This is a genomic window from Jannaschia faecimaris, from assembly GCF_900107415.1.
Lineage (GTDB): Bacteria > Pseudomonadota > Alphaproteobacteria > Rhodobacterales > Rhodobacteraceae > Jannaschia > Jannaschia faecimaris.
Map to the genome: position 1 here is coordinate 232,491 of NZ_FNPX01000005.1, position 26,510 is coordinate 259,000.

The 26,510-nt window shown below is 61.6% G+C and carries 24 protein-coding genes; 18 read left to right on the plus strand and 6 right to left on the minus strand.

Annotated features, from left to right (window positions below; all coding sequences use genetic code 11):
• Nucleotide 1: 1 nt before the first annotated feature.
• Entirely contained in the window at nt 2–754 is a 753-nt protein-coding gene (gene ubiE / locus BLV27_RS08360; protein ID WP_092644905.1) for a bifunctional demethylmenaquinone methyltransferase/2-methoxy-6-polyprenyl-1,4-benzoquinol methylase UbiE, read from the minus strand.
• Nucleotides 755–824: 70 nt separating this feature from the next.
• On the opposite strand from ubiE, the gene mutM reads away from it, so the two are divergent.
• From mutM to BLV27_RS08420, 12 genes are all read left to right on the plus strand, one after another.
• Nucleotides 825–1,673, plus strand: a complete 849-nt coding sequence (gene mutM / locus BLV27_RS08365) for a bifunctional DNA-formamidopyrimidine glycosylase/DNA-(apurinic or apyrimidinic site) lyase (RefSeq protein ID WP_092644820.1) — start codon at nt 825–827, stop codon at nt 1,671–1,673.
• Between the two features lie 60 nt (nt 1,674–1,733).
• Nucleotides 1,734–2,510: an enoyl-CoA hydratase gene (locus BLV27_RS08370; RefSeq protein WP_092644823.1), complete on the plus strand. Its 777-nt coding sequence runs from the start codon at nt 1,734–1,736 to the stop codon at nt 2,508–2,510.
• 158 nt (nt 2,511–2,668) lie between these two features.
• Nucleotides 2,669–2,935, plus strand: a complete 267-nt coding sequence (rpsT, locus tag BLV27_RS08375) for a 30S ribosomal protein S20 (protein ID WP_092644825.1) — start codon at nt 2,669–2,671, stop codon at nt 2,933–2,935.
• A gap of 248 nt (nt 2,936–3,183) precedes the next feature.
• The gene (locus BLV27_RS08380) at nt 3,184–3,630 is read left to right on the plus strand and encodes a rhodanese-like domain-containing protein (protein ID WP_092644827.1); all 447 of its coding nucleotides are present in this window, start codon (nt 3,184–3,186) and stop codon (nt 3,628–3,630) included.
• Between the two features lie 33 nt (nt 3,631–3,663).
• Nucleotides 3,664–5,016 (plus strand): chromosomal replication initiator protein DnaA, encoded by a 1,353-nt coding sequence (gene dnaA, locus BLV27_RS08385; protein ID WP_092644829.1) that lies wholly within the window; start codon nt 3,664–3,666, stop codon nt 5,014–5,016.
• A 90-nt stretch (nt 5,017–5,106) separates the two neighbouring features.
• Nucleotides 5,107–6,225 (plus strand): DNA polymerase III subunit beta, encoded by a 1,119-nt coding sequence (dnaN, locus tag BLV27_RS08390; RefSeq protein ID WP_092644831.1) that lies wholly within the window; start codon nt 5,107–5,109, stop codon nt 6,223–6,225.
• Nucleotides 6,226–6,240: 15 nt separating this feature from the next.
• A complete protein-coding gene (recF, locus tag BLV27_RS08395; protein ID WP_092644833.1) occupies nt 6,241–7,335 on the plus strand; it encodes a DNA replication/repair protein RecF in 1,095 nt (364 codons plus the stop codon).
• Between the two features lie 130 nt (nt 7,336–7,465).
• The gene (gene gyrB / locus BLV27_RS08400; protein WP_092644835.1) at nt 7,466–9,880 is read left to right on the plus strand and encodes a DNA topoisomerase (ATP-hydrolyzing) subunit B; all 2,415 of its coding nucleotides are present in this window, start codon (nt 7,466–7,468) and stop codon (nt 9,878–9,880) included.
• A gap of 340 nt (nt 9,881–10,220) precedes the next feature.
• A complete protein-coding gene (locus tag BLV27_RS08405; protein WP_211605495.1) occupies nt 10,221–11,066 on the plus strand; it encodes a DUF6544 family protein in 846 nt (281 codons plus the stop codon).
• The gene (locus BLV27_RS08410) at nt 11,066–11,302 is read left to right on the plus strand and encodes a hypothetical protein (RefSeq protein ID WP_092644837.1); all 237 of its coding nucleotides are present in this window, start codon (nt 11,066–11,068) and stop codon (nt 11,300–11,302) included. The genes BLV27_RS08405 and BLV27_RS08410 overlap by 1 nt, the downstream gene beginning before the upstream one ends.
• A gap of 48 nt (nt 11,303–11,350) precedes the next feature.
• Nucleotides 11,351–11,764: a hypothetical protein gene (locus tag BLV27_RS19010; protein ID WP_139176574.1), complete on the plus strand. Its 414-nt coding sequence runs from the start codon at nt 11,351–11,353 to the stop codon at nt 11,762–11,764.
• Nucleotides 11,765–11,791: 27 nt separating this feature from the next.
• On the plus strand, nt 11,792–12,016 hold the full coding sequence (locus BLV27_RS08420) for a M23 family metallopeptidase (RefSeq protein WP_092644841.1): 225 nt from the start codon (nt 11,792–11,794) through the stop codon (nt 12,014–12,016).
• A 36-nt stretch (nt 12,017–12,052) separates the two neighbouring features.
• On the opposite strand, the gene BLV27_RS08425 is transcribed toward BLV27_RS08420, so the two are convergent.
• The 4 genes from BLV27_RS08425 to BLV27_RS08440 all read right to left on the minus strand — a co-directional run bounded on the left by BLV27_RS08425 (nt 12,053) and on the right by BLV27_RS08440 (nt 17,119).
• On the minus strand, nt 12,053–13,486 hold the full coding sequence (locus BLV27_RS08425) for a serine hydrolase domain-containing protein (protein ID WP_092644843.1): 1,434 nt from the start codon (nt 13,484–13,486) through the stop codon (nt 12,053–12,055).
• Nucleotides 13,483–15,090, minus strand: coding sequence for an alpha/beta fold hydrolase (locus BLV27_RS08430; RefSeq protein ID WP_092644846.1), 1,608 nt, complete (start codon nt 15,088–15,090; stop codon nt 13,483–13,485). The genes BLV27_RS08425 and BLV27_RS08430 overlap by 4 nt, the downstream gene beginning before the upstream one ends.
• A complete protein-coding gene (locus tag BLV27_RS08435; protein WP_244504587.1) occupies nt 15,087–16,190 on the minus strand; it encodes a serine hydrolase domain-containing protein in 1,104 nt (367 codons plus the stop codon). Before BLV27_RS08435 ends, BLV27_RS08430 begins: the two co-directional genes overlap by 4 nt.
• A gap of 74 nt (nt 16,191–16,264) precedes the next feature.
• Nucleotides 16,265–17,119 carry a CPBP family intramembrane glutamic endopeptidase gene (locus BLV27_RS08440; RefSeq protein ID WP_092644850.1) on the minus strand — a complete coding sequence of 285 codons (855 nt, stop codon included), beginning with the start codon at nt 17,117–17,119 and terminating at the stop codon, nt 16,265–16,267.
• 1,324 nt (nt 17,120–18,443) lie between these two features.
• Between BLV27_RS08440 and BLV27_RS08445 the strand changes: the two genes are divergently transcribed.
• The 6 genes from BLV27_RS08445 (at nt 18,444) to BLV27_RS08470 (ending at nt 25,002) form a co-directional block, all read left to right on the plus strand.
• The gene (locus BLV27_RS08445; protein WP_092644852.1) at nt 18,444–21,101 is read left to right on the plus strand and encodes an erythromycin esterase family protein; all 2,658 of its coding nucleotides are present in this window, start codon (nt 18,444–18,446) and stop codon (nt 21,099–21,101) included.
• Nucleotides 21,102–21,554: 453 nt separating this feature from the next.
• Nucleotides 21,555–21,998 (plus strand): Hsp20/alpha crystallin family protein, encoded by a 444-nt coding sequence (locus BLV27_RS08450; RefSeq protein ID WP_170831393.1) that lies wholly within the window; start codon nt 21,555–21,557, stop codon nt 21,996–21,998.
• A 25-nt stretch (nt 21,999–22,023) separates the two neighbouring features.
• On the plus strand, nt 22,024–22,425 hold the full coding sequence (locus BLV27_RS08455) for an Hsp20/alpha crystallin family protein (RefSeq protein ID WP_092644856.1): 402 nt from the start codon (nt 22,024–22,026) through the stop codon (nt 22,423–22,425).
• Between the two features lie 42 nt (nt 22,426–22,467).
• Complete coding sequence (locus tag BLV27_RS08460; RefSeq protein ID WP_092644858.1) at nt 22,468–22,977, plus strand: Hsp20/alpha crystallin family protein; 510 nt, start codon at nt 22,468–22,470, stop codon at nt 22,975–22,977.
• Nucleotides 22,978–23,033: 56 nt separating this feature from the next.
• On the plus strand, nt 23,034–24,440 hold the full coding sequence (locus BLV27_RS08465) for a DegQ family serine endoprotease (RefSeq protein WP_092644860.1): 1,407 nt from the start codon (nt 23,034–23,036) through the stop codon (nt 24,438–24,440).
• Nucleotides 24,441–24,468: 28 nt separating this feature from the next.
• Nucleotides 24,469–25,002, plus strand: a complete 534-nt coding sequence (locus BLV27_RS08470) for a nucleotide exchange factor GrpE (RefSeq protein ID WP_092644862.1) — start codon at nt 24,469–24,471, stop codon at nt 25,000–25,002.
• Between the two features lie 918 nt (nt 25,003–25,920).
• Here the strand turns inward: BLV27_RS08470 and BLV27_RS08475 are convergent.
• Nucleotides 25,921–26,510, minus strand: a 590-nt coding sequence (locus tag BLV27_RS08475) for an IS5 family transposase (protein WP_139176575.1), incomplete at its 5' end; no start/stop codon positions are given.

Below are 26,510 nucleotides of genomic sequence, written 5' to 3' on the forward strand. Positions count from 1 at the left end.
CTTAGATCTTCCAACCCGAATGAAGGGCCGCAATGCCGAAAGAGAGATTTCGATACTTCACGTTGTCGAAGCCTGCGTCGGCGATCATGCTGGCGAAGCGGTCCTGGTCGGGGAACTGCCGGATCGATTCGACGAGGTACTGGTAGGAGTCCCGGTCGCCTGCGATGGCCTGCCCCAAGGGCGGGATCACGTTGAAGGAATACAGGTCGTAGGCCTTCTGCATCATCGGATTGGGCAACTGGCTGAACTCCAGCACCATCAGCCGCCCACCAGGGCGAAGGACGCGATACGCCTCGCGCAGGGCATCGGGGATGCGGGTGACATTCCGGATGCCAAAACTGATGGTATAGGTATCGAAGGTGCCGCTCTCGAACGGCAAGGCCATCGCGTCGCCCACCACCCAGTCGAGGCGATCAGCCATGTTCTCGGCCTCGGCGCGCTGGCGCCCGGCGATCAGCATTCCTTCGGTCATGTCGCAGACGACGGCGGACGCACCTGGCGCACGGTTAAGAAAGCGGAAGGCGATATCGCCGGTGCCGCCCGCCACGTCCAGCAGGCGCTGACCGGGGCGCGGTGCCAGCCAGTCCAGCATCGCATCCTTCCAGACGCGATGGATGCCCAGCGACATCGCGTCGTTCATGACATCGTACTTGGACGCCACATTGGTGAAGACGCCGTGCACGCGGCCGGCCTTTTCCTCCTCGGGGACGGTCTCAAAGCCGAAATGTGTGGTGCGTCCGGTCTCTTGCGTCATGATCAACAGATCCTCATGTGTCGGACCTGATGTATAGGGCAGACGCCCCTGCCTGCAATGAAGGTCGCCCATGCCCGAACTTCCCGAAGTCGAAACGGTCCGTCGCGGCCTGACGCCCGCATTGGAAGGCGCGCGCCTTGTCCGTGTTGATGTGCGGCGTCCCGACCTGCGCTGGCCCTTCCCTGAGGGCATGGCCGAGCGGCTGACGGGTGCGACGATCCGCGCATTGGGGCGGCGGTCGAAATACTTGCTGCTGCACCTCGACACGGGCGAGACGCTGATCATGCATCTGGGCATGTCGGGGCGCATGGTGGTCGATGATCTGCAATTGGGCAGCTTTCATCGCGACGCGGGCTGGCTGCCGCAACATGATCATGTGATCTTCGAGACCGACAGGCACCGTGTGACCTTCAACGACGCGCGCCGTTTCGGTGCGATGGACTTGGCGCGGAGCGATGCCCTTGAAGACCATTGGCTGATCGCCAAGCTGGGACCGGAGCCGATGGGCAATGCCTTCAACGAAGATCACCTGATCACCGCCTTCCGGGGCAAGAACACGCCGGTGAAAACGGCCCTGCTGGATCAACGGATCATCGCGGGGCTGGGTAACATCTACGTTAATGAGGCCCTGCACCGGGCCGGTATCGCGCCCACGCGCAAGGCCGGGCGAATCGCCGCCCCACGGGTGGCGAAGCTGGTTCCGATCATTCGCGATGTCCTTTCGGAAGCCATTGATGCAGGCGGCTCAAGCTTGCAGGACCATCGGCAGACAGACGGAAATCTGGGTTATTTTCAACACAGGTTTCGCGTCTACGACCGGGAGGGGTACCCTTGCCCGACACCCGGCTGCGCAGGGGAAATAAGGCGTATCGTCCAATCGGGGCGATCGACCTTTCATTGCCCGACTTGCCAGAGATGACTTGAAACGCATCTCATGACGGGGCAGGCCTGATGGCCGACAAACCTTCGGAGCGACTTTATGGGTTACGAGACACTGAACGTTGACGTCAGCAATCATGTGGCCTTGATCAAGCTTGATCGACCAGATGCTTTGAACGCGCTGAACTCCGCCCTGCTGGGGGAGCTGGCTAAGGCGCTGCGCGCTGCGCAGCACAATGAGAAAGTGCGCTGCATCGTCATCACCGGGTCGGAAAAGGCCTTTGCCGCTGGGGCCGACATCTCGGAGATGGCCGAGAAGAGCTTTATCGACGTTTTCATGGGTGACCTGTTCGGCCCCGAGGTCGACGCCATTCTGAAGGTGCGCAAACCGATTATCGCAGCCGTGGCAGGCTATGCCCTGGGAGGGGGATGCGAATTGGCAATGATGTGCGATTTCATCATCGCCGCCGACACTGCCAAGTTCGGCCAGCCCGAGATAAACTTGGGCGTGGTCGCCGGCATCGGCGGCACACAGCGTCTGACGCGTGCAGTCGGCAAGGCCAAGTCCATGGACATGCACCTGACGGGTCGATTCATGGATGCCGCCGAGGCGGAGCGTTCGGGCCTTGTCTCCCGCGTGGTACCGGCGAAGAAGCTGATGGATGAAGCGCTTTCTGCTGCTGGCAAGATCGCCGAGAAGTCGATGGTCACTGCCGTAGCGGTCAAGGAAGCGGTAAATCGCAGTCAGGAAGTCGGTCTGACCGAGGGCTTGCTCTTCGAGCGGCGGATGTTCAACGCGCTATTCGCGACGGAAGACCAGACCGAAGGCATGAAGGCCTTCGTGGAAAAGCGCGAACCCCAGTTTCGAGACAAGTAGAGGGCTGGTCCCGTGCTTGACCTTGATCACGCCGCCCTCTAGAGCGGCGACATCATGCGTGTGAGGCCCGCTCTGGCCGGAATTGTGCCGCGACGGGATTCCCGTCGTTCTGGTTCTTGGACGCAGTCGAAATACGAACTGAACCGATAGGACCCCAAATGGCCAATTCGCCCCAAGCCAAGAAACGCGCCCGTCAGAACGAGCGCCGATTCGCCGTCAACAAGGCGCGTCGCTCGCGCATCCGTACTTTCCTGCGCAAAGTCGAGGAAGCCATTGCTTCCGGTGATCAGGCGGCCGCTGCGGCTGCCGTTACGGAAGCCCAACCCGAACTGATGCGCGGCGTGACCAAAGGTGTTTTCCACAAGAATACCGCCGCCCGCAAAATGTCGCGCTTCGCGGCCCGTGTGAAGGCAATGGGCAGCTAAGATGCCTCCACATCGCGATTCTCGCGATGGCCGTTCGATGCGCTGCAAAATTTAACGGCCACACGTCAAGAGATTCGAGAGCCCGCCATTCGGCGGGCTTTTTTTTGTTTAAATTCATATTCTTAGGAATCTCACTATGGCATTTTTACACCCTTCGATTGAGTCAAGAACGAAGAGTCGTTGAGGCGCGCCAACCCGACGGGTATCCCTCTTTGTGCAGCGAGTCAGATCGCTCAAGGGGTATATCAATGACGACGGATCGATATCCGCTCATTCCTGAGGTTGGGCCTCGGGAAGCGTGGAATATATTGTCAGAAGACAAAAGATCCGTCCTCGTGGATGTCAGGACTAGGCCCGAATGGACATTCGTGGGGTGGTCCGACTTGTCGGCCATAGGAAAGGAGACCATTCACGTTGAATGGAAATCCTGGCCCGACTTGACCCCGAACCCGGCGTTTGTCGGGGCGCTTTTGGAGGAAGTCGGGGAATTGCCATCCCGCTTCCTTTTCATCTGCCGCTCCGGTGCACGGTCGATGCAAGCGGCGCAAGCCGTAGCCGAAGCCCTCACTGCCAGAGGGGAATCGGTTCCGTGCATCAACGTGGCCGAAGGGTTCGAGGGCGATCTGAACAACCTCGCGCATCGGGGGGGCCTGAACGGATGGAAGGCCCATGGACTGGCTTGGTGCCAGTCCTGAACGCAACATAAGAAGGGCGATTGGGGCCAGTAAATGACGAATGATGCATGGGCTTGCGCGAAAAGTGGAATCCGCAAAGACATCGGGGCGCATAACTACCAGACATGGATCGAGCCACTCTCGTTCCGGTCCTTGGATGAAGGCACGCTCAGCCTGGCTTCGCCGACAGATTTCATCGGCAAGTGGGTCATGCAAAACTTTCAGGACGTGATTCTGCGCCATGTCACCGAGACCGGCGGCGAAGTTGTCCGCCTTGTGTGCGGTGCCGGAGTGGCGAATGCCAGCAACGCGCCCCGTTCCGAAATCCTCCAGACGCCCGACGAATCGACCCCCCGGTCGCGGGCCCGGCAGGAAAACACGCTGGACAAACGCTTCACCTTCGACGGCTTCATAGTGGGCAAGTCGAACGAACTGGCCCATGCAGCCGCGCGCCGCGTCGCCGCCAACGGCCCGGTCAGTTTCAATCCTCTGTTCCTGCACGGTCGCGTGGGGCTGGGAAAGACGCACCTGATGCAGGCAATCGCCTGGGAAATGCAGGAGGCCCATCCCGAAAAGCGCGTGATGTACCTCTCGGCAGAACAGTTCATGTATCGCTTCGTGCAGGCTTTGCGCGAAAAGAATACGATGGACTTCAAACAGTTGTTCCGCACTGTCGATGTTCTTCTCGTGGATGATGTCCAGTTCATTGCGGGAAAGGAGAGTACGCAGGAAGAGTTTTTCCACACGTTCAACGCGCTGGTCGATCAGGGCAAGCAGGTGGTCATTTCCGCCGATCGTAGTCCGGCAGAAATTTCTGACCTGGAGGAACGCATCACCTCGCGTCTGCAATCTGGCCTCGTCGTCGATCTGCATCCTGCCGACTACGAATTGCGCCTGGGTGTCCTGCAGCACCGCGTCGACACCTTCGCTGCGCAGCATCCCAGCTTTCAACTCGAAGACGGCGTGCTCGAATTCCTGGCCAGCCGCATCACGGCATCGATCCGGGTGCTGGAGGGGGCCGTCATGAGGCTGTTCGCCTATGCTGACCTGGTAAAGCAGAACGTGACCATGGCGCAGGCGCAGGACGTATTGGGCGACCTGCTGCGGGCGTCGGATCGCAAACTGACCATCGACGAAATCATGAAGGTCACCTGCGAGCATTATTCGCTTCGCATGTCCGACATGACGTCGGCCCGCCGGTCGCGCACCGTGGCCCGGCCCCGGCAGATGGCGATGTATCTGGCCAAAAAGCTGACCCCCCGCTCCTACCCCGAGATCGGGCGCAAGTTCGGCGGGCGCGATCACACGACCGTTCTGTACGCCGTGCGCAAGATCGAGGAATTGATGGCCGCCGACACCCAAATCGCCGAAGATGCCCAGCTTTTGCAGCGCAAGCTGGAAGGCTGAGGCGCCACACCTGACATCCGAGGGTAATGCCCCGTTGCACTGGCGTCGGGCGGCGCTATTCTGCCGCTCCGAGCAGCCGAGGTTTGACCTATGAAATTCTCCATCGAGCGCGCCGCGCTTCTTGATGCCGTCAGCCAGGCCCAGGCCGTGGTCGAGCGCAGAAACACGATCCCGATTCTGGCCAACGTCCTGATGGAAGCAGACGCCGACGGCGTGAGCTTTAAGGCCACCGACCTTGATATCGAAGTCATCGACAAGGCGACTGCCCAGGTCGAACGCCCAGGCGGGACCACGGTTTCGGCCGTTCTGTTCCACGAGATCGTTCGCAAGCTGCCCGACGGTGCCCTGGTGCAGATCAGCGAAGATCAGGCGCAGGGTCGGCTGGATATCACCGCAGGGCGGGCGCATTTCTCTCTGGCGACGCTGGCGCGCGAGGATTTCCCCGTCATGGCGTCGTCCGACTACGATGCCAACTTTAGTTGCAAGGCCGGCGTATTGCGCCGACTGTTCGACAAGACGCGCTTCGCCATCTCGACTGAAGAGACACGCTATTATCTCAACGGCGTCTACATGCACGTCGCTGAAGGTGAGGGTGGGCGGAAATTCCGTGCCGTGGCGACCGACGGTCACCGCCTGGCGCGCGTCGATGCGGAACTGCCCTCGGGGGCAGAGGAGATGCCGGGCGTGATCGTTCCGCGCAAGACGGTGGATCAGGTGCGCAAACTGCTGTCGGACGATGACGCGGAGATTGCCGTGTCGGTGTCTGAGACCAAGATCCGTTTTGCCACACCCCAGATCACACTGACCTCCAAGGTCATCGACGGCACCTTCCCGGACTATGCGCGCGTCATCCCAACCGGCAACACGCGCGAGTTGAAGGTCGACGCCAAAGACTTCGCCAAGGCGGTGGATCGCGTCGCGACGGTTTCCTCCGAACGCTCCCGCGCGGTGAAGCTGACGCTGGACGAGGATAGGCTGACGCTTTCCGTGAATGCGCCGGATTCCGGCAACGCCGAGGAAGAGCTGGCCGTGGCCTATGGCGACGAGAAACTGGAAATCGGCTTCAACGCCAAATACCTGCAGGAAATCGCGGCCCAGGTCGACGTGGAGATGGCGACCTTCCTGTTCAACAACTCGGGTGACCCGGCACTGATGCGCGAAGGTGATGACCTGTCCGCGATCTACGTCGTCATGCCGATGCGCGTTTGATAGGGCGTGTCTGACATGGTCAGGGTCGGCGTTTCGGCGCTGGCCCTGTCGCACTTCAGGTCGCATCGGCGCACCCGGCTGACCTTCGACAGCCGCCTTGTCGCGATTCATGGCCCAAACGGTGCCGGAAAGACCAACCTGTTGGAGGCCGTTTCTCTGCTGTCACCCGGTCGGGGAATGCGCCGTGCGCAAGCCGAGGAGATCATCCGTAAGCCGGAAGCGATCGGCTGGCGCATCGCGGCGGACCTGTCCGGGCACGAGGTGGAGTTGCGCGCCGAGCCGGGGCAGCCCCGAACCACTCTGATCGACGGCAAATCCTCGCCCCAGATCGCGCTGGCGAAATTGGCGCGCGTGCTGTGGCTGGTGCCGTCGATGGACCGGCTCTGGCTTGAGGCGGCGGAGGGGCGGCGCCGGTTTCTTGACCGCATGACGCTCAGTTTTCTGCCCGAACACGGCGAAGGCGTGCTGGCCTATGAAAAGGCAATGCGCGATCGCAATCGTCTTCTCAAGGACGGCGTGCGGGATGACCATTGGTATGACGCACTTGAACTGCAAATGGCGCGGCATGGCGCGGCCATTCACGCCCGTCGGCTGGATGCGCTGGCCCGGTTGGCGGCTGCGCAAACCGACGACGGACCCTTTCCCGCCGCCGATCTTGCCCTGATACACCCGGATGGGGCGGCCCCGGCGACCGAGCATGACCTGCGAATAGCCTTCGCGCGCTCCCGCCCACGCGATATGGCCGCCGGGCGCACGCTGGTGGGACCGCACCGCGCCGATCTGGTCGGGCACTACGCGGCCAAGAACATGGAAGCGCGGCTCTGCTCCACGGGCGAACAGAAGGCGCTGCTGATCTCGCTTATCCTGGCGAACGCGCGCGCGCTCAAGGCCGAGACGGGCAATGCGCCGATCCTCCTGCTGGATGAAGTCGCAGCGCATCTGGACGCGGTTCGCCGCGCCGCGCTCTATTCCGAGCTGTCCGACCTTGAAGGGCAAGCCTTCCTGACGGGCACCGGAGCGGAGTTGTTCGCCGAGCTTGGCGACACCGCCCGGCACCTGCGCGTCACCGATGCGGACGGCACAAGCCAAGCCGAGGACTACACCCCCTGAAACCCCTGGGGACAGGGCCGATCGGCGCGCTTGCCGAACTTTGCCGACACCCACAAAATATGGTGCACTTCCCGTGACACTGGCCCCGGAAATGCGTATATGTTGGGCAACAGAACGGGAAGAAAAATTCATGTCCGACCAACAACCCGCGCCGCAGGAATACGGTGCCGATTCGATCAAGGTTCTCAAGGGGTTGGAGGCGGTACGCAAACGCCCTGGCATGTACATCGGCGACACCGATGACGGATCGGGCCTGCACCACATGGTCTACGAAGTCGTCGATAACGGCATCGACGAGGCGCTGGCCGGTCATGCCACGCATGTGACCGTAAGAATCCACCCGGATTCGTCCGTATCCGTCAAGGATAACGGCCGCGGTATTCCGGTCGGCATCCACGAAGGAGAAGGCGTCTCGGCAGCCGAGGTCATCATGACCCAGCTGCACGCAGGCGGGAAATTCGACCAGAACAGCTACAAGGTGTCGGGCGGCCTGCACGGCGTGGGCGTCTCGGTTGTGAATGCACTATCCGATTGGCTGGAGTTGCGCATCTGGCGCGACGGCAAGGAGCATATCGCCCGCTTCGAACGGGGCGACACGGTCAAGCACCTCGAAATCGTCGGCGACACGACCGAGACGGGCACCGAAGTGCGCTTCATGGCCTCTCTCACGACGTTCTCGAACCTGAACTACGTCTTCAAGACGCTAGAGACGCGCCTGCGCGAACTGGCGTTCCTGAACTCCGGCGTACGGATCGTGCTGGAAGACCTGCGGCCGGCGGAACCGCTCCGGACAGAGTTGTTCTACGAGGGCGGCGTCCGGGAATTCGTGAAGTATCTTGACCGCTCCAAGACCGCTGTCATGCCCGAGCCGATCTACATGGAAGGCGAGCGGGACGGCATCGGCGTGGAAGTCGCGATGTGGTGGAACGACAGCTACAACGAGATGGTCCTTCCCTTCACCAACAACATCCCGCAGCGGGACGGCGGCACGCATATGGCGGGGCTGCGCGGCGCGCTGACACGAACGATCAACCTCTACGCCCAATCCAGCGGGATCGCCCGCAAGGAAAAGGTCCAGTTTACCGGCGACGATGCGCGCGAAGGCCTGACCTGCGTGTTGTCGGTCAAGGTGCCGGACCCCAAATTCTCCTCCCAGACGAAGGACAAGCTGGTGTCCTCCGAGGTGCGCCCGGCGGTCGAGAACCTGGTGAACGAAAAGCTGGCCGAGTGGTTCGAGGAAAACCCCCAGGTCGCCAAGCAAGTCGTCGGCAAGATCATCGAGGCTGCCTTCGCACGCGAAGCAGCCCGCAAGGCGCGCGAATTGACCCGGCGCAAGACGGCGATGGATGTCGCCTCCCTTCCCGGCAAACTGGCCGATTGTCAGGAAAAGGATCCTTCCAAAGCGGAATTGTTCCTGGTCGAGGGCGACTCGGCCGGTGGATCGGCAAAACAGGGTCGCGCCCGTCAGAACCAGGCCGTGTTGCCGTTGCGCGGCAAAATTCTGAACGTGGAGCGGGCGCGCTTTGACCGGATGCTGGGCAGCCAGGAAATCGGCACGCTGATCACTGCGATGGGCACCGGGATCGGGCGCGACGAGTTCAACATCAACAAGCTGCGCTATCACAAGATCATCATCATGACCGACGCCGACGTCGACGGTGCGCACATCCGCACGCTGCTGCTTACGTTCTTCTATCGGCAGATGCCCGAGATCATCGAGGACGGGCACCTCTACATCGCGCAGCCGCCGCTGTTCAAAGTCGGGCGCGGGCGGTCGGAGGTCTACCTCAAAGACCAGATCGCGCTGGAGGATTACCTGGTGCAACAGGGCACCGACGGTGCAACCCTGCTGCTGCCCTCGGGTGAGGAGATCGCGGGCAATGACCTTGATCGCGTGATTCAGGGCGCGCGGAACTTCAAGCGCATTCTGGATGCCTTCCCAACGCATTACCCGCGTCACATCCTCGAACAAGCGGCACTGGCCGGGGCCTTTGAAGCGGGGCAAGCGGACAGCGACCTGCAAGGTGTCGCCGATACCGTTGCCAAACGCCTGGACCAGGTGGCCGAGGAATACGAGCGCGGCTGGCAAGGGCGCATCACTCAGGATCATGGAATCAAGCTGGCCCGCGTTCTGCGTGGTGTGGAAGAGGTGCGTACATTGGATGGTGCCGTTTTACGCTCGGGCGAGGCACGCAAACTGGCGCAGGTGTCCGGAGAAAACCGCGACGTCTATCGCGACCCAGCCAAGCTGATGCGCAAGGATCGCGAGAATATCGTCCACGGGCCAACCGACCTTCTGAACGCGGTGCTGGCCGAGGGCGAGAAGGGCCTGACCCTGCAACGCTACAAGGGACTGGGCGAGATGAACCCAAGTCAGCTTTGGGAAACGACGCTGGATCCCGAGGCCCGAACCCTGTTGCAGGTGAAGGTCGAAGACATTGCCGAAGCCGATGATGTCTTCACCAAGCTGATGGGCGACGTGGTGGAACCGCGGCGCGAATTTATTCAGGAGAATGCGCTGAGCGTGGAAAATCTGGATTTCTGATACCGCGTAGGCGGCCGTTTTCAAACTTTCGCTGCGCTTGCAAGCCGACCGTCCCGTGATGGTGAGGCCGGTATTCTGGTGACGTCGAAGCCGGATAGTGCTCAGTCACCGCAAGTCGTCTTAGACGCAGATCGCCGATTGATTCGGTTGGAGACACGACGCGGTTTCCAATACCCTTCGTGGGGTCGGAGCGGACCCGGGTTGTTCAGACGTCTGCAACGCGCATCGACGGTGAAGCAGCCCGAGCCATATCTCAATCCGTCTGACTTGATCCAGATCATCGACTGACCTTCGTGGTCATGTGGAAAAGCACCGTCATGTCAGTGTGGGATCGGATCCAGTGAACCTTGCCATCGGGCTTTCGATAGCGGTCATCCTCGGGCTGTCGGCGCTTGCCGTTCGCTTACTTCTGGATCGCCGGGCAGAATGCGCTGAATGGGACAGGCTGGCGGCGCTGCAGCCGGACGATCCCGACCGTTTTGCGCCCGAGATGGTCGCGGACCTGCCAGAGCCAGCGCGGAGGTATTTCACCTATACAATCCGGTCGGGAACGCCGCTTCTGCCTGTGGCCATAATTGAAATGACGGGTGAGTTCGGTCTCGGCACCAAGGAGGCACCGCGCTATCAACCGATGGAAGCGAACCAGATACTTGCCGCACCCGAAGGCTTTGTCTGGGCGATGCGCACACTCCGGGGACTGCCCGTTTCGGGATCGGATGCGGCCAACTGGACGCGGTTCCGACTATTTGGCCTGATCCCGGTCGCACGGCTTGGCGGCGATGTTGATCACAGCCGTTCGGCTTTCGGTCGCTATGTCGCCGAAGCCGCGTTCTGGACTCCCGCAGCGCTTCTGCCCGGTCCCAACGTGACTTGGGTGCCGGTGGACGAGGACACTGCGCGGGTCACGGTACGGCACGGATCGCTTGAGCAAGCGGTTGACGTGACCATCGACGGCGAGGGACGACCGGTGGAAGTGTCATTCCAACGATGGAGCGATGCCAACCCGGACAAAATTCATCGCCTGCAGCCCTTCGGAGGGTATCTCTCGGAATTTCGAGACGTGGGCGGATATCGGCTGCCCTTCCGGGTCGAGGCGGGAAACATGTTCGGGACCGGAGCATATTTTCCGTTCTTTCGCGCCGATGTCTCCAATATCCGGTTCCCCGGAGCATCTCCATCACTGTGATGATCCTCGCCGTTCAGGTTGCGCTGCCTGTGATACTGCTGGCTTGGCTCGCCCTGATGCCTGCGCGCAGCGTTGCGGGCCGCGCGCTTCAGGCCAGTGGGACGGGTGCTCTCCTGTTTGCACTGGCCCGGGTGGCGCTGTGGGCGCTTCCGGTCTGGTGGCTGCCTTGGGTCTATGGTGCACTCTGGCTGACCGCTGCGCTTTCTGGAGGCTACGGAAGTCGCCTGTCGGCTTGAGTCTTCTGCCGTCTGGTTTTTGGGCATGGGCGGGATTTACCCTATCGCTTGTCCTACTCGCAGTTGGCGGGTGGTTTGGCGCGCGCGCCCTGGCTGGGCGCGGCCTGCCGCCGGTCGCGGTCGTCGATATCGCCAACCCCTTTACCGGGCCACTATCTCGTGGGCCATGGCGGTTCGAACACGCTCGTCAACGGACATATGCGCACCCTTGATCCCGGAGTGGAGCGGATCCGGGCATGGCGTGGGCAATCCTACGCGGTCGATTTCTTTGGACTTGGTCCTTGGGGGCTGCGCGTCAACGGTTGGCAACCGGTGGACCCGGCAGCCTACTCGATATTCGAGGCGGCTCTCTACGCGCCCTGCGATGGAATCGTTATCGCGGCCGAGGGCGCAATGCCAGATAACGAGGTGCCGGACGAAGACACCGCGAAACGTCTTGGAAACCATGTGATTTTGCGCTGAGGCGAAGCCGACATCGTATTGGCTCATATGATGAAAGGCAGCCCGGCGGTGGCACCCGGCGACCGTATAATCACCGGCGATGAACTCGGCGCGGTCGGCAATTCAGGCGCGAGCACCGAGCCGCACCTGCACATCCATGCCCAGCGACCGGCGCTGGACGGAGCGGTGCCGATCTCGGGCGAGCCGCTGGCGCTCAGGATCGACGGTCGTTTCCTGGTACGCGGCGACCGCGTTCCGGGCCGCGCCCGGTAAGAGAGGTTGTGTCCTGCGTTCTCCGGGCTGAAACTGTCAAATGCCCTGTCGAACCCGCACCGGAGTCAAGGCGAGCGCACCCAGACCAAGGCCAGCCAATCCAGAAGAAGCGGCAAGCCACGGCCAAAGTGCAGGCAAGATCGAAAACAGGAAAAGATATTCGGCTGTTGCGGCCCGAAGCGGCCAAAGCAGAAGTGGCACGGCCATGATGCCAAGACCTATTCGGACCGCTGACCCAAGTGGCCGACCACCGAGCGCAGCCCAGAGAATAAGCGCCGTCACTGCGGCGAGGATGCCGATTGCGACGCGCGCCGCCGTCCCCGCCCAAAGCACGCGCGCCATGCCAACCGGCGCGACACCGAGGCTTTCCGACCAGTCGCGCAGGATCGCGGCAAAGAGTGGCCAAGCCCGCTGGCTATTTGCCAAGATCACGATGCCATCGCCGGTCTCCGGCACCATGTGCAGATGGCTCATCCAGCCATACCCCTGCCCGCCGTGCCAGACCGCCGCACGACCATCCGACAGCATCTCGGTGAAATGCCCCAGCCCATAGCCATCGGCGGCCAACCCAAAGAGCCCGCCCACCTCGATCAATGAATGGTGCATCTCAGCGACAGCGTGGGGGGGAAGAACCGTTTGCTTGGCACCCCCCATCCCGGCGGCGGCGAAGCGTGCAATGTCGGCCGCGGTAGCATGCAGCCCCCCCGAGGCGCGACCAGGATAGACGTAAGGCGGGACCGGCTGGCCGCGCAGGTCATGCCCCACCGGCATCTGTAACCCGGTCCAGGCATAGCTGGCCCCGTCCATGCCCAGCGGCAGCAAAACCTCTTTCCGCATCAGGTCGGCAAAGTCTGATGCCGTGCAGACCTCAATCTCCAGTTCGACCAGATTGAAACCCGTGTCGGAGTAGGCGAAGCGCGTGCCCGGCCTCCCGATCATTAAGAAATCCTCGGTAAGGTAAGCAGCAAGATCCGGTCGCACCTCGTTCGGCGCATAGCGCGCGCCGTAGTCGCCGAGACCAACACCCGCTGTGTTGGAAAGCAGCTGACGCGTGGTGATCGCCGGCAGGCCCATGGGAGGATGCCAATCGGTCAGGCAGTCACTGATCGGCGCGTCCAGATCGAGCCGCCCTGTCGTGGCAAGCCGCATGGCACCCCAGGCCGTGACCGGCTTGGAAATGGACTCGACCCGGAACAATGCGTCGGGCGGCATCGCGCGGCCCGTCTCGAGGTCAGCGAAGCCAAAGGCCCGGGTCCAGACCGGAACACCGTCAGCAAGCAAAACCACAACCATACCGGGCACGCCCGTCGCGATCATCTTGTCCGGAATCACCTTGGACAGGCGGTCGGTGAGCGCCGGAACACCCCCCTGCGCGGTTGCATGGTTCAATGACAGGAGGAACCCGAGTGCAACCGCGATCCCCGCAAGGCAGCGACGCGCGGGATTGTTGCAGTGCGCCCGATTTTTCACGCGGTACCGACCCTCAGCACAATCTTGCCCTGCGCTTTACCCGCCTCAACCATTTCATGGGCGCGGCTTACTTCGTCCAAGGACAGAACCTCCGCGACAACCGGGTCGATCCGCCCCTCGACCAGCATGTTGAAGAGTTCCGCCAGATCCCGACCGAACCAATTGGGGTGCGCCCGACGCATCGCCCCGATGGAATATAAGGCAGTGGCGTGACCGTTGGGCAACCAGTCCCAGAGCTTGAGCTTCACGAAATCCATCGGAATCGAACCGCCGCGTCCCAGCACCTCGTTCTGAAAACCGAACGCGACCAGCATGCCGCCCGGCCTGAGCGCATGGAGGGAGCGTGACAGGCTTGCGCCACCAAGCGGGTCGAAGACGGCATCGACGCCTGCGCCGACCGCCTCTCGCAATACCTCATCGGAGGCGTCTGCTTTGATGGGCGTGGCACCAAGGCCGCGGATCAGTGCATGCTTTCCAACAATGTCTGTTCCGAAGGCCGCAATCCCGGCATCTTTGGCCAGCTGAAGCATTGCCGTACCGACCGCGCCGCCTGCACCATGGATCAACAGGCTCTGCCCCGCCTTCGCCTTCGCGACACGGTGGAGCATCTGATAGGGTGCGACAGCCGATAGGATCATACCAAGCGCGTCGACCTCCGATACGCCATCTGGCACGGGCGTCAAGCTGCCCTCTGGCCGGCAAATGTATTCGGCATATGCGCCAATGGTGGTCAGGTCCGCCACCCTGTCTCCGGGGCGGAAGCGGGTTGCGCCGGGGCCGGTCGCGTCCACGACACCAACAAGATCATAGCCGGGGGTGAAGGGCGGCCTTTCCTTCACATCAGGGTACAGGCCCTTGCGGATCATTACGTCGGTAAAGGCCGCGCTTGTTACCAAAATACGGATCCGCACCTCAGCCCCTTGCGGTTCAGGAAGATTCTCAATCGTTTGCAGCTCCAGGCAATCCGCGGTGCCGAACTCAGTCAGAACAACTTTTCTCCACGTCATCCCGATGGCTCCTATCAGGTCAGCGATTGCGGCACCCGGGTCAAACTCCGGGCGCGACAAACATGGCGATCTCGCGGGCGACATCCGCGTCATGGCCAAGCCAGATATGGCCGCCGGCACGAGAAGCACGAGAAGCACGAGATGTGAGCAACGCCCGGGATGGCGAAGTGCAACCTCCGCCGCGGTCAGCGCCCCTGCCGAGCAGCCCACGACGGGAAGTCGCGCGATCCCGAGGTGGTTGAGCAACTCCACAACTACGTCAGCTTGGTGAGCGGGCGAGGCGTCGTCGGGAAAGCTGCTCCGCAGATACCCAAAACGCGAAGGCGCGACGATCCGGAAGCCGCTCTGGCGTAGTCTGTTGGCAAAGAGCAGCCCTTGGTCGAAGCCGCCCCCGGTGCCATGGAGTATCAGGACCGGGGGGCCGTTTCCGACCACGCCATATTCGAGCCGACCGGCTGCAGTTTCAACTACGCTGCTGCTTAGGGCGCGGCCCACTTCGCCCGCGTTCACAGCGCTCCGGTAGGCATCCGCCGCATAGCAGCCGCCCGCCACCCCAAGGCCAGCGAGACCCGCGAGAAAGGCACGACGAGCGATCATTGGCTTGCCTCGATCGCAAGCCTCGCCAACATTGCCTCCAACTCTGCCACATGGTCAGAGCTGTCATCGACCACGCCCACGTCACTATTGATCTGGAAGGCGACCGTCACGCCGTGATCCGCGTAATGGCGCAGGCTTGAGACATAGCCCGGTATCCACCCGCCATGACCGTAGACCGGACCATCCGGTGTATCGGTATAGATTGCGACACCCGTCCCATAGAGGATTCCCGCGGTGTCGGGCGCGATCGGAACACCGTCGAGCAGTCGGTCAAGATAGGGGGCTTCCATTGCCTCACCCCCGAAGAAGGCGTGCCCCCAGCGCGCAAGATCTGACGCACTAGAGGCGAGGCCGCCACCGGTCCACTCCATTGCCGGATCCCAGAGAAGGCGTCCCGCGCGGTCGGCCGTTCGCTGGGGCAGTCCGAACGGGTTGTCCGCGACGGTGTAGCCCACCGCAAGATCGGGAATGTCGGGCGTATCGGAGGGAACGGTATCGCCAAGGCCGAGCGGGTCGAGGAAGCGTTCGGTCAACATCTCGTAATAGGATCGACCGCTTGCCGCCTCGACCACCAGTCCCAGCAAAATATAGCCAGTGTCGGTATAGGCCCAGCCCTTACCACTCGCGAAGAGCGGTGCCTTTCCAACGACAAAGCCGATCAGTTCTTCCGGAGTAAAACGGCCACCGTCCCGGGCGATGCGCGCACGCGCGGCGGCGTGAAACTCCGGCAGGTGCGGATGATCTGGCAGGCCGGAACTGTGGCGGAGCAGATGGCCAAGGGTGATCGCCTCTGCGTTCGGCAAACCGCTGAACCAGGGCCGGTCACCCAAATACTTGGACAGCAGGTCCGACTGCGACACCTGCCCTTTGCTTTCGAGCGCAAGCACCATCGCGCCCACGAAGGTCTTGCCGATGCTCGCGGCCAGCAGACGGGTATCCGGCGTCATGGGCCGCTTCAACTCGACATCGGCCAAGCCAGCCGCGGATCCGAAGACGGTCCCGTCGGGAACCACGATAGCGGCCGTCGCGCCGGGTAAATCGTAGCGGTCGAGTATCTGTTCCAGCGTGGCTTGAAGCCGATTGGTCAGATCGCCAGCCACCTCAGCCTGCGCAAATCCTGCCCAAGTCACGGAAAGAAACACGGCCAATATGACGCCACTGGCCCGCCCTGACCTCATTGCACCGCTCTCACGGACACCTTGCCACAGGTCGGTATGACCTTCGTTACGGCACCTTCCCGGGTGAACATGCTGTCCCTGTTCCACCAGACGATGACCAGCGCGACAGCGGCCAAAATCCAAGTGTCCCAAGGCTGCGCGTCCGGCCAGAACGGATTGATGAGCTGCCAGTGAAACAGCATCGGCCAGAGAATGCTGCCCCCCGTCCGATTGAACATCGGGGTCACCGACACCGCGATCACCACGTTGCCGACGAGGAAGGGCAGGAAATCCCAACTCGCGAAGACCGTACCGGAAAGGAAAAAGGCCGGAAGATGCCAAAACCCCCAGATGGTGCCGATCAACACGCCAGCCCAGACCGGTGCCATGTGACGCTGGAGCAGCGGCTGCAGAACGCCGCGCCATCCAAACTCCTCAACCGGGCCAAGGAACAGCATCATTACCAGCACCGTCAGGACGGGCCCCGCACCCTCGGGCGGGAGTGGCACCAGAACAGGGCCGCCCTTGATAAGCGATCCCGCAACAAAGACGAGTGGCAAACCGAGCAGGATAAATGCCACCCACCCCACCGGGCACCGCCAGAGCAGCAGCCGGGATAGAAAATTCCGCAGCCCCGGCAAGCCACCATGGGTTATCACGAGGAGAAAGGCCGAAATGGCTGGTGCCCATGTCGCGAGAAAGAAAAGCGGGTGCGACCCGCTGATTTCCCCGAACAAGGCGGCGGCGCGCTCCGGTGCCACAATGTATGTCCCGACCACCCCCCAAGTGATCAGGAAGGTAACCGCGAGGAACACAAGGATGGCTCGGGACGGAAGTTGCATATGGCTGGCGGTCGGCTGAAAGGCACCCATCTGAACTTCCTGAATTTTACCGGCACAGCGGCTTGAAGCGCGGTTATTCTCTAGGCCGCACGCAAGTCTTGAACGTTGATTTTGATCAATTGCTTTCACCTGGCGCTTTCGGTGAACAGATCACGCGATGGGCTTATCCTCTCGGTCGGAAACACAGATCCAAAACCGCGCACGCAGCCCCCTCCTTTCCAACACTTGAATTCATGGATTCAAGCCCCCGCATCCCGGTTGGGCCTGGAGGCAGAGGTAATGTGTTCAGGGACGGAATATCGGTCAGGCACGGGAGGAAGGCAGTGGCATGCACCCTAATCTGGGCACGCTTTGGCCCGGCTGCCAACCAGACCAGAACAGCGGCACCCTTTTACAATCAAAGCACCGAACGACTTCGATGCATGGGGTAAATGGTGTCGGTGCAGGGACTTGAACTCCGGACACGCGCATTATGGTTACTCCCACAATTATTCTTAAATGCATTAAAATAAAGGCTCTGTTCGGCACCCCGTTGGGATATTTCCGAAGTTATGGAGGTTATCCTGACTTAACTAACGTGAAAGAGCTTGGTTCGCGGCAGCATGAAGGGGGCGAAGGGGGAAACCGGCAGCTGGAACGACTGCTCGCGTTCGGGCAATGCCACGCACTGCACAGCCATTTTTTCGCTCAGAATTTACGAAATCCTTGGTGTTGCCTTGCGTTTATCCGATCGAATGTCAGCTGGAGCCTCCGCGCGTCAGTCCGAGGTTTGTGACCCGGCTGCGTCGGTGACAGGCCGTTCTTGTCTCCATCTTGAGTGTGGTCGTGTCGCTTCAGGCACGGTGTATTGATCATAAAAGATTTATTTTTGTTTCGGGGCGTCTGTGCTTTGCCCCTTACATATCCAGCAGGGCGTGCCTCCACTGAGTGGTCCGATCTGAATGATCGGACATGGTCGGCCTCCGGTCCATTGGCATGAAGGCTTCCAGCCGCACGGATAAGCCTTGCTTGAGCTCCGCATTCGCCATCGCGCCGAAAGCTCCAACAATAATGGCACCGAACCTCGTCACTAGGCAGGCTCGAACAGGGGACTACTCAGTCATCTAGATCTGCTAGAGGCGCGCGATTTCGCCTCAATCCAAGTTGCTCCGACAAATCCAAGAGAAGACAAAGAGCAGGGAAATCAAGGTGCGGTGCTCGTGGCCTGCCAAACCTGTTGTTTCGGCGAGGCCGGATGGGAAATGACACCTCAAGGTGAACCTGCCGCCTGTCTCAAGCCATCTGGTGACGAACAACAAGAGGCAATTGACGGTTATCAATTCCGCAAGTCTGCGGAGGGGGTACTTTCCGCGTCATGGAACACTTGGCATTCACATTCGAAGATCGCGCCGACGCGGGTCGGCAACTAGGCGAAATCCTAGCCAAGATGGAATTGGATCGGCCGCTGATCTACGCCCTGCCGCGCGGCGGCGTGCCCGTTGCCGTAGAGATCGCGAAGCGGATCGGGGCACCGCTCGATTTGCTTATGGTGCGCAAGATCGGAGCGCCAAGAAATCCGGAAGTGGCGCTTGGTGCCATCGTCGAGGGGGCGACGCACGAATTCGTCGTCAACGAGGATGTGCGGCGAATGTCCGGTGCAGATGAAACCTATGTCTCGAAAGCCGTGGCCGACCAGCGGGCCGAGTTGGAACGGCGCAGGAAAAGATACCTTGGCGACCGCGCCAGACTTGATCCCGAAGGTCGCTGTGTAATCGTTGTCGATGACGGGCTGGCAACGGGTGCCACGATGAAGGCAGCGCTGATCGGGCTCAAGCGGGGCAAGCCCGCGCGGATTGTAGTTGCGTTGCCCGTAGCGCCCAAACCGGCGCTCGACGAGATCTCGGGTCAGTCAGACGACGTCGTCTGCCTCAAACCTGTGACGGCGTTTCGGGGGGTCGGCGGATTCTACCGCGATTTCCGCCAGTTGTCAGACGAAGAGACGGTGGCCCTTCTGTGTCAGGTCCCCTCGGATTCCATACGCACCGCAAAGGCCCGCGCGACGGGCACGCACAAGCGGAACGTCGAGATCCCGCCGCTGGGACTGCCCGGAGACCTGACCGTGCCACCCGACCCGCGAGGCATCGTCATCTTCGCCCATGGCAGCGGCTCCAGCAGGCGCAGCCCGCGCAACGTCTACGTCGCCGACAAACTGAACGCCAACGGGTTCGCCACCCTTCTGTTCGACCTGCTGTCTCCCGAGGAAGGAAAGAACCGCCGCAATGTCTTCGACATTCCGCTGCTGGCGGATCGTGTCGTCGAAGCGTCCATGTGGGTCACCTCGGAGCCCGATCTCGAAGATCTGCCGACAGGCCTCTTCGGGGCCAGCACGGGTGCAGGTGCCGCGCTTGTGGCGGCTGCCGAACTCAAGGGGAGGGTGGCAGCAGTGGTCTCGCGGGGGGGGCGACCAGACCTCGCCAAGGATTTCCTGTCACGGGTGCGCAGTCCCACATTGCTGATCGTGGGCAGTCTGGACCGCGACGTGATCCCGCTGAACGAGAAGGCTCTCGCTGCGCTGCGCTGTCCAAAGGAGTTGGAGATCGTGCCGGGGGCAAGCCATCTATTCGAGGAACGGGGCACACTCGATGACGCCGTCGATCTTGCGGCAACGTGGTTCAGGACGCATCTGCGGGCCCAGGTGCCGGCTCAGCTCGGACCCGTCCCGCCAACCGGCGTCCGCTCGCCGCGATCCATCCTGCGGGCCGCTGCCGTCCCGCTTTCCACGATTGACGATCCCACCTTTGCCGATGCCTTCGACAGGTTCGGGTCGAAACGCGTCGTGTTGCTTGGCGAAGCCTCTCATGGGACGACTGAATTCTATCGAGCGCGCGCCGCAATCACCCGCCGCCTGATCGAAGACCACGGCTTCTCGATCGTCGCGGTCGAGGCGGACTGGCCTGACGCAGCAGCGGTCGACCGGCACATCCGCCACAAGCCGCATTCGGCGATGAAGACGCCCCCGTTCGCACGATTTCCGACCTGGATGTGGCGGAACGTGGAATTCGATGCCTTCACCCGTAACCTGCGGCAATACAACGGCGCGCGTGCAATGGAGGAGCGTGTCGCGTTCTACGGCCTCGACCTGTATAACATGAACGCGTCGATCGCCGCGGTCCTGTCCTATCTCGATCGGGTCGACGAAGGGGCCGCAACGGTGGCCAGATCGCGCTATGGCTGCCTATCGGAATGGGTGCATGACCCGGCCGCATATGGCCGCGCGGCGCTGACGCAAGGGTTTTCGCTGTGCGAGGAGCCGGTCACGCGGATCCTGATGGACCTGCTCAAGAAACAGCTCGACTATGCGGCACGCGACGGCGACCTGTTCTTCGATGCAACACAGAACGCCCGCCTTGTTGCCAATGCGGAGCGCTACTACCGAATGATGTACTATGGGTCGCAGGTGTCGTGGAACCTGCGCGACAAGCACATGTTCCATACCCTGCGCCAGATCCTCAACCATGCTGGACCTAGCGGCAAGGCAGTCGTCTGGGCGCATAATTCCCACATCGGAGACGCCCGCCACACGGATATGGGGCGCGTGCGGGGCGAACTGAACATCGGGCAACTCTGCCGCGAGGAATATGGTGATGAGACAGCGCTGATTGGCTTCGGAACCGCGTCGGGGACGGTCGCGGCCGCGTCGGAATGGGACGCGCCGATGCAGATAAAGACCGTTCGCCCCCCGCGTCCCGACAGTTACGAAAGCTTGTGCCAAGACGTCGACCTAGAACGGTTCGTGTGGGACTTCGGACGAAGTGGCGTGACGGACCTGCGCCGTGTTCTGAGCAAGCCTAGGTTGCAGCGCTACATCGGCGTGATCTACCGGCCCGAGACCGAACGGGCGAGCCACTACAGCTATGCGACTCTGCCCGAACAATACGATGCCTTCGTCTGGTTCAACCGGACACACGCGGTGACGCCGCTGCCTACGCTGACGAATACGATCGAGGACGAGACCTATCCCTTCGGTCTGTGACGGGATCCGGCGGATCCCCTCTTGCAGTCCGGCCACCGCGACGCCCGAAGTCCGGCGCGCGGGTCCACGGGGACGCAACATCAATCGGGAGGAAGACAAGATGATAATCCGCAGCCTGTTGATCTGCCCGGCTTCAAATTTTGGCGAGCGGTCCTTGATGGCCTGCGAGCGCCTTCCGCAGACGCCAGTCGGGGACGCCGGGACCGGCTCTCCGGATCTTGGACGGGCGGATATATCGCGTGATGCAGCCATCCCCCCGAGCCGCGTCAGGGACGCCGCGGCGTGCCTGCGCAGCCGCCCAGAACGATCGCTCGGCGGGTCCGCACCCGGATGTCTTCCCGTCGCACCTTGCCCAGATCGCGCGCCTGCCCGACGCGTCCGCTCCATCCGGTCCGACACGGTCCAAGATCGGTCGGGCATCATATCCACCTTGCAGTAAAAAGGAGAATTGCAATGCTGCAGACACTTTCCTCACCATTGAGCACCGACGATCCGTTCGCGGACATGCGCCGGATGCAAATCGCGATGAACCGGCTTTTCGACGGCGTTCGGACACCGGGCACTACGGCGAATTATCCACCCATCAATTTCTGGGCGGGTCCGGACAGCGTCGTGATGACGGCTGAATTGCCTGGCGTGACCGAGCAGGACATCGAACTGACCGTCAAGGATACGATGCTGTCGATGCGCGTCACCTGCCCCGAGGCGGCGACCGGCGACGACATTGTCTGGCATCGCCGCGAGCGCGTGGACGGATCTTTCCTGCGCTCGCTGGAACTGCCGTTCCGGGTCAATCCCGACCACATCGACGCCCGCTTCGCAGACGGCATCCTGACCGTCGAGATGCAGCGGCCCGAGGACGACAAACCCAAGCATATCCAGATCAAGGCATCCTGATAGCCACAAACGAAAGGAGGACAAAATGGCACGAGAAATCACCCCGCAGCAGAACCGAAGCGTCGCATCGACGAACGGGGACGCGAACCGTACGGCAATGGCCTTCACGCCAGCAGTCGACATCTTCGAACGCGACGATACCACCGTCATCGTGGCAGACATGCCCGGAGTGGCACCCGACGACGTCGATGTCGCGCTGGAGCGCCAGATCCTGACCCTTCGCGGCAAGGTAAAACCCTATGCGCCCGAAGGTTATCGTCGCTTGTCGTCCGAGTATCGTGAAGGCGATTACATCCGCGTCTTCACGCTCTCCGACGATATCGACCAGTCAAAGATCAACGCCGAGTTCAAGAACGGCGTTCTGCGGCTGGAACTGCCGCGCTCCGCACAAACCAAGCCCAGAAAGATCTCGGTCAAGGCTGCGTGATCCGCCGTTTCGACGCACCAAATCAAATGAAGGAGATTTGAAATGCAGATCAGCGATCTGATCCCATGGGGCCGCGACAAGGACCAGGCCCCGACAACTGAAAGCGGCCGGGCGGCCAACCCGTTGGTGGCCCTGCAGCGCGACATCAACCACGTGTTCGAGGATTTCTGGGGCAGGGTTGAAAATGGCCTGGGCGGCCGTAACGCCGTTGTGGGCATGTTCGGTCCCAGCACCGACGTCACCGAGACTGACAAGAGCATCGAGGTCTCGATGGAATTGCCCGGCATGACCGAAGAGGACATCGACATTTCCCTGTCGAGCGATGCGATGACCATCCGAGGCGAAAAGAAGGTTGAACACGAGGAAACGCGCAAGGGAGTCTATATGTCAGAACGCTCCTATGGGTCGTTCTATCGCACTGTGCCCTTGCCCGCGGGCGTCGATCCCGAAAAGGCCGACGCGAAGTTCAAGAACGGTGTTCTCACCGTCAGCCTTCCCAAGACCGAGGAGGCGCAGGCCAAGGTCAAACGCATTCCGGTGAAGGCTGCCTGACATGTGGGGCCGGGCGAATCCGGCCCCTTTTCCCATGGCTCGTGAGGAGTAAGACAATGATTTCGGTTGTTTCTCGGCTTGGCCAAACGCTTGTGACGCTTATCATCTTCACGCTGGCTTTCGCGTTACCCGGCGCGGCGCAAACCGCCGACCGTCCGCTGTATCTCGCCGACGACGGCCTTCCGACCCTGGCTCCGCTACTGGCAGAAGTGACCCCCGCCGTCGTCAACATCTCGGTCGAAGGCCGACAGATGGCCGAAGTGAATCCGCTCTTCAACGATCCCTTCTTTCGACGCTTCTTCGACATGCAGCCGTTTCCCGAACAGCCAATGCCCCGCAGGCAGATGAGCGCGGGCTCCGGCGTGATCATCGATGCGGCGGAAGGCTACGTTCTGAGCAACCACCACGTTATCGAGGACGGCGAGCGGATCGTCGTGACACTCAAGGACCGCCGGCAATTCGATGCCGAACTGATCGGCAGCGATCCCGGCACAGATATCGCACTCCTCAGGATCGAGCCGGACAATCTCACCGCTCTCGATCTGGGCGACAGCGACCAGTTGCAGGTGGGCGACTACGTCCTGGCGATCGGAAACCCCTTTGGTCTTGGGCAGACCGTGACCTCCGGCATCGTCAGCGCGCTTGGACGCAGCGGCCTGAACATCGAAGGCTACGAAGATTTCATCCAAACCGACGCTTCAATCAATCCCGGCAATTCCGGGGGCGCGCTGGTAAAGCTCGACGGCCAACTCGTGGGCATCAATACCGCGATCATCGCGCCGTCCGGCGGCAACGTCGGAATCGGATTTGCCGTGCCCGTGAACATGGCCGAGGCGGTCGTCGAACAGCTTCTCGAATTCGGGGAAGTTCAGCGGGGCCGTCTCGGGGTGATGATCCAGGATTTTACTCCCGACCTCGCGGACGCCATGGGGTTAGAGCCCGTTGAGGGTGCCGTTGTAACCCAGGTCGACCCTGGCAGCGCGGCTGAAGCGGCCGGCTTCCTGCCGGGCGACGTGATCATATCCGTCGACGGCCGCGCCATTGCAGGCTCCGCGGACCTTCGCAGCCAGATCGGGTTGAAACGCCTTGGCCGCGACCTGGAGATCGAGATCGTCCGGGACGGGAAGGCGATGACCCTCGTAGCAACGCTGCGCCAGGAGTCACAGATCGCCAACCGCAGCGAGGCAGAGCGTGGACTTGACCGCCTGTCCGGCGCGGATCTTCGGGACATGGAACCGGATGATCCGCTGTATGGCGAAGTCGCGGGTGTCGTGGTGGCCCGGGTGGACATCAACAGCCGCGCAGCACGGTCCGGGCTGGAAGCGGGCGACATCATCGTCGAGGTGAACCGCGTGCCCGTGGCATCGGTGGCCGAGTTGCGAACACAGCTTTCGGACGTCCAGCGCGGTCTTGCCCTTACGGTCCAGCGCGGATCGGCCCGTCTTTTTCTGGTTATGCGCTGAGCGCGCGAAAACATGGAAGGAACGCCTCATGGAAGGGGCTGAAGACAAATCCGCCGAAGACACCGCCTCGGCCGAGCCTGATTCCAGCACATCCACGCCCGACCTGGATGTGCTGATCGACAAATGGAAGCGTGCGCTTGCCGAAGCCGAGAACGCCAGGAAGCGTGCCGAAGCGTCCCATCTCGAAGGCCGGCACCATGGCATCGCTACTGCGGTCGAGGCCCTCGCGCCCGCATATGACGCGATCTGTGGTGCGGTCGAGGCCGCGCAGTCCGGCCCCGATGCCAATAATCCTCGGATCACCGCGCATCTGGACGGGCTAGGTAGCATCAAGGCCGCATTCGAGACCGGATTGAAGGCTCTCGGCGTGCGGACGATCGCCCCAAAGGACACACCGTTCGATCCGGTCCTGCACGAAGCAATGCAGATCCATGAGACGGATGAGCAAGAACCCGGAGAGGTTCTGGTGCTCCACAGACCAGGCTTCGCGATCGGCTCGCGGTTGATCCGGCCAGCTCACGTGACCGTCAGCGCCACGCCCATAAGACCTGCCGATACGTGAGCCCAAGGGACACATGCAACGGAGAGACCTCTGGCGGGAAACTTGGATTGAGCCGAAGTCCTAAGCCTCTAGGCTGCAATCGCCACACTGCGCTGCACGCCCATGAGGAACGAGGAGAAAGGGGCCAATTCTTCTTGGCATTTGACTGGCCGTTTCACCCTTCGTCCCTGGCCACGAGGATATCCGGAAGTTGATGTAGAGAGCTGTCTTAGCCGGAGTCGTCAAATTGAAGGCCCTGATGATCCTGATCCAACCCGAGACAAGGAAGTCATTCTGAACAACGAAAATGCCGGAGCAGACAGTATCTGCCCCGGCTTCTTTTTGGCCTGGACTCCGCCTAAACTTGGGAACTCAAATCAAAGACTGCCGGGATCGACTGCCAACACCAAGGTAATCCAAAGTGTTGCCGCCAGATACCCGACAGCCCCCGATCGCTAGGTCTCGATGCTTTCCCGGTCCATCATTTCGCGGTCCGCGTCTTGCGACGTTTTTCCAGGATATTTCTCCGGTTCCGCTCCTCCTATCGATAGCAATAGTCTTGCTCGATTCGAAGCAGCTTGCCATTGACGGCTGTCAATGCGTCAGGGTTTCACGTCTCGACCTCGCAAGAATCGATCCCGAGTCGGTTCAGCCAAGGCAGCAATCAGTCGGAAATGTGCGCCCCTCCTAGCAGAAATCCCGTCCTGTACGAGGAGTCTCGGTGAAGCGGGGGGTGCGGTCTCGTTGCCTGCTTGGAGCGCACCGCTCTCTCCATTTCGTCTCTTGATCCGGAAATACGCGACTGAGAAGATGAACTCGAGCCTTTGCAAGACCCTGCTCCACGTCCGGAATTGTCAGACCGACTGGATGAGGGGGCCGGGGAACGGCTCTGTCGCAAAAGACTCGTGATATCCGAGGTTTCCCTTTCCCCGGACGGATTCATCCCACGGCTTCTGTGACAGGGATGCCAAGGGCGGTGTAGCCGTTCATGACGGCGATGCGGACCTGGACTTCCGCGACCTGTCGGTCGAAGTCCCGCGCCATGAGGCGCTGCCCCAGCAGTTTCATACAGTGCATCTTGGTCTCGACGCGGCTTCGGCGGTGGTATGCGCTCCAGTTTCGCCAGATCGCGCGACCGAGGTATTTCGATGCGCGCAGGGCCCCGTTTCTGGCCACGGCACCCGCAGTGACGGTCTTCCACGGCTTGGCGTTTTTGCGGGGTGGGATGACGGCAGTCGCACTGCGGTCGGCGATCGCGTCGTGGCACTTGCGGGTGTCATAGACACCGTCTGCGGTGACGCTGGCGATCTTGTCTTCGGCTGGGATCTGGCTGAGCAGGTCAGGCAGGATAGGTGCCCCGCCGATATGGTTCCCGGTGACTCCTACGGCCCGGACCTCCAGTGTTTTCTCGTCAATCCCAAGATGGATCTTGCACCAAACCCGCCGCTTGGGACCACCATGCTTGCGTGCGTTCCACTCGCCTTCACCCTCGACCTTGAGGCCCGTGCTATCCGCTGCCCGGCAGGGCA

What these genes read in the sequence shown, in the direction of transcription:
- ubiE (WP_092644905.1), bottom strand. Translation starts at nt 754, where the DNA reads ATGACGCAAGAGACCGGACGCACCACACATTTCGGCTTTGAGACCGTC.
- mutM (WP_092644820.1), top strand. Translation starts at nt 825, where the DNA reads ATGCCCGAACTTCCCGAAGTCGAAACGGTCCGTCGCGGCCTGACGCCC.
- BLV27_RS08370 (WP_092644823.1), top strand. Translation starts at nt 1,734, where the DNA reads ATGGGTTACGAGACACTGAACGTTGACGTCAGCAATCATGTGGCCTTG.
- rpsT (WP_092644825.1), top strand. Translation starts at nt 2,669, where the DNA reads ATGGCCAATTCGCCCCAAGCCAAGAAACGCGCCCGTCAGAACGAGCGC.
- BLV27_RS08380 (WP_092644827.1), top strand. Translation starts at nt 3,184, where the DNA reads ATGACGACGGATCGATATCCGCTCATTCCTGAGGTTGGGCCTCGGGAA.
- dnaA (WP_092644829.1), top strand. Translation starts at nt 3,664, where the DNA reads ATGACGAATGATGCATGGGCTTGCGCGAAAAGTGGAATCCGCAAAGAC.
- dnaN (WP_092644831.1), top strand. Translation starts at nt 5,107, where the DNA reads ATGAAATTCTCCATCGAGCGCGCCGCGCTTCTTGATGCCGTCAGCCAG.
- recF (WP_092644833.1), top strand. Translation starts at nt 6,241, where the DNA reads ATGGTCAGGGTCGGCGTTTCGGCGCTGGCCCTGTCGCACTTCAGGTCG.
- gyrB (WP_092644835.1), top strand. Translation starts at nt 7,466, where the DNA reads ATGTCCGACCAACAACCCGCGCCGCAGGAATACGGTGCCGATTCGATC.
- BLV27_RS08410 (WP_092644837.1), top strand. Translation starts at nt 11,066, where the DNA reads ATGATCCTCGCCGTTCAGGTTGCGCTGCCTGTGATACTGCTGGCTTGG.
- BLV27_RS08420 (WP_092644841.1), top strand. Translation starts at nt 11,792, where the DNA reads ATGATGAAAGGCAGCCCGGCGGTGGCACCCGGCGACCGTATAATCACC.
- BLV27_RS08430 (WP_092644846.1), bottom strand. Translation starts at nt 15,090, where the DNA reads ATGATCGCTCGTCGTGCCTTTCTCGCGGGTCTCGCTGGCCTTGGGGTG.
- BLV27_RS08440 (WP_092644850.1), bottom strand. Translation starts at nt 17,119, where the DNA reads ATGGGTGCCTTTCAGCCGACCGCCAGCCATATGCAACTTCCGTCCCGA.
- BLV27_RS08445 (WP_092644852.1), top strand. Translation starts at nt 18,444, where the DNA reads ATGGAACACTTGGCATTCACATTCGAAGATCGCGCCGACGCGGGTCGG.
- BLV27_RS08450 (WP_170831393.1), top strand. Translation starts at nt 21,555, where the DNA reads ATGCTGCAGACACTTTCCTCACCATTGAGCACCGACGATCCGTTCGCG.
- BLV27_RS08455 (WP_092644856.1), top strand. Translation starts at nt 22,024, where the DNA reads ATGGCACGAGAAATCACCCCGCAGCAGAACCGAAGCGTCGCATCGACG.
- BLV27_RS08460 (WP_092644858.1), top strand. Translation starts at nt 22,468, where the DNA reads ATGCAGATCAGCGATCTGATCCCATGGGGCCGCGACAAGGACCAGGCC.
- BLV27_RS08465 (WP_092644860.1), top strand. Translation starts at nt 23,034, where the DNA reads ATGATTTCGGTTGTTTCTCGGCTTGGCCAAACGCTTGTGACGCTTATC.
- BLV27_RS08470 (WP_092644862.1), top strand. Translation starts at nt 24,469, where the DNA reads ATGGAAGGGGCTGAAGACAAATCCGCCGAAGACACCGCCTCGGCCGAG.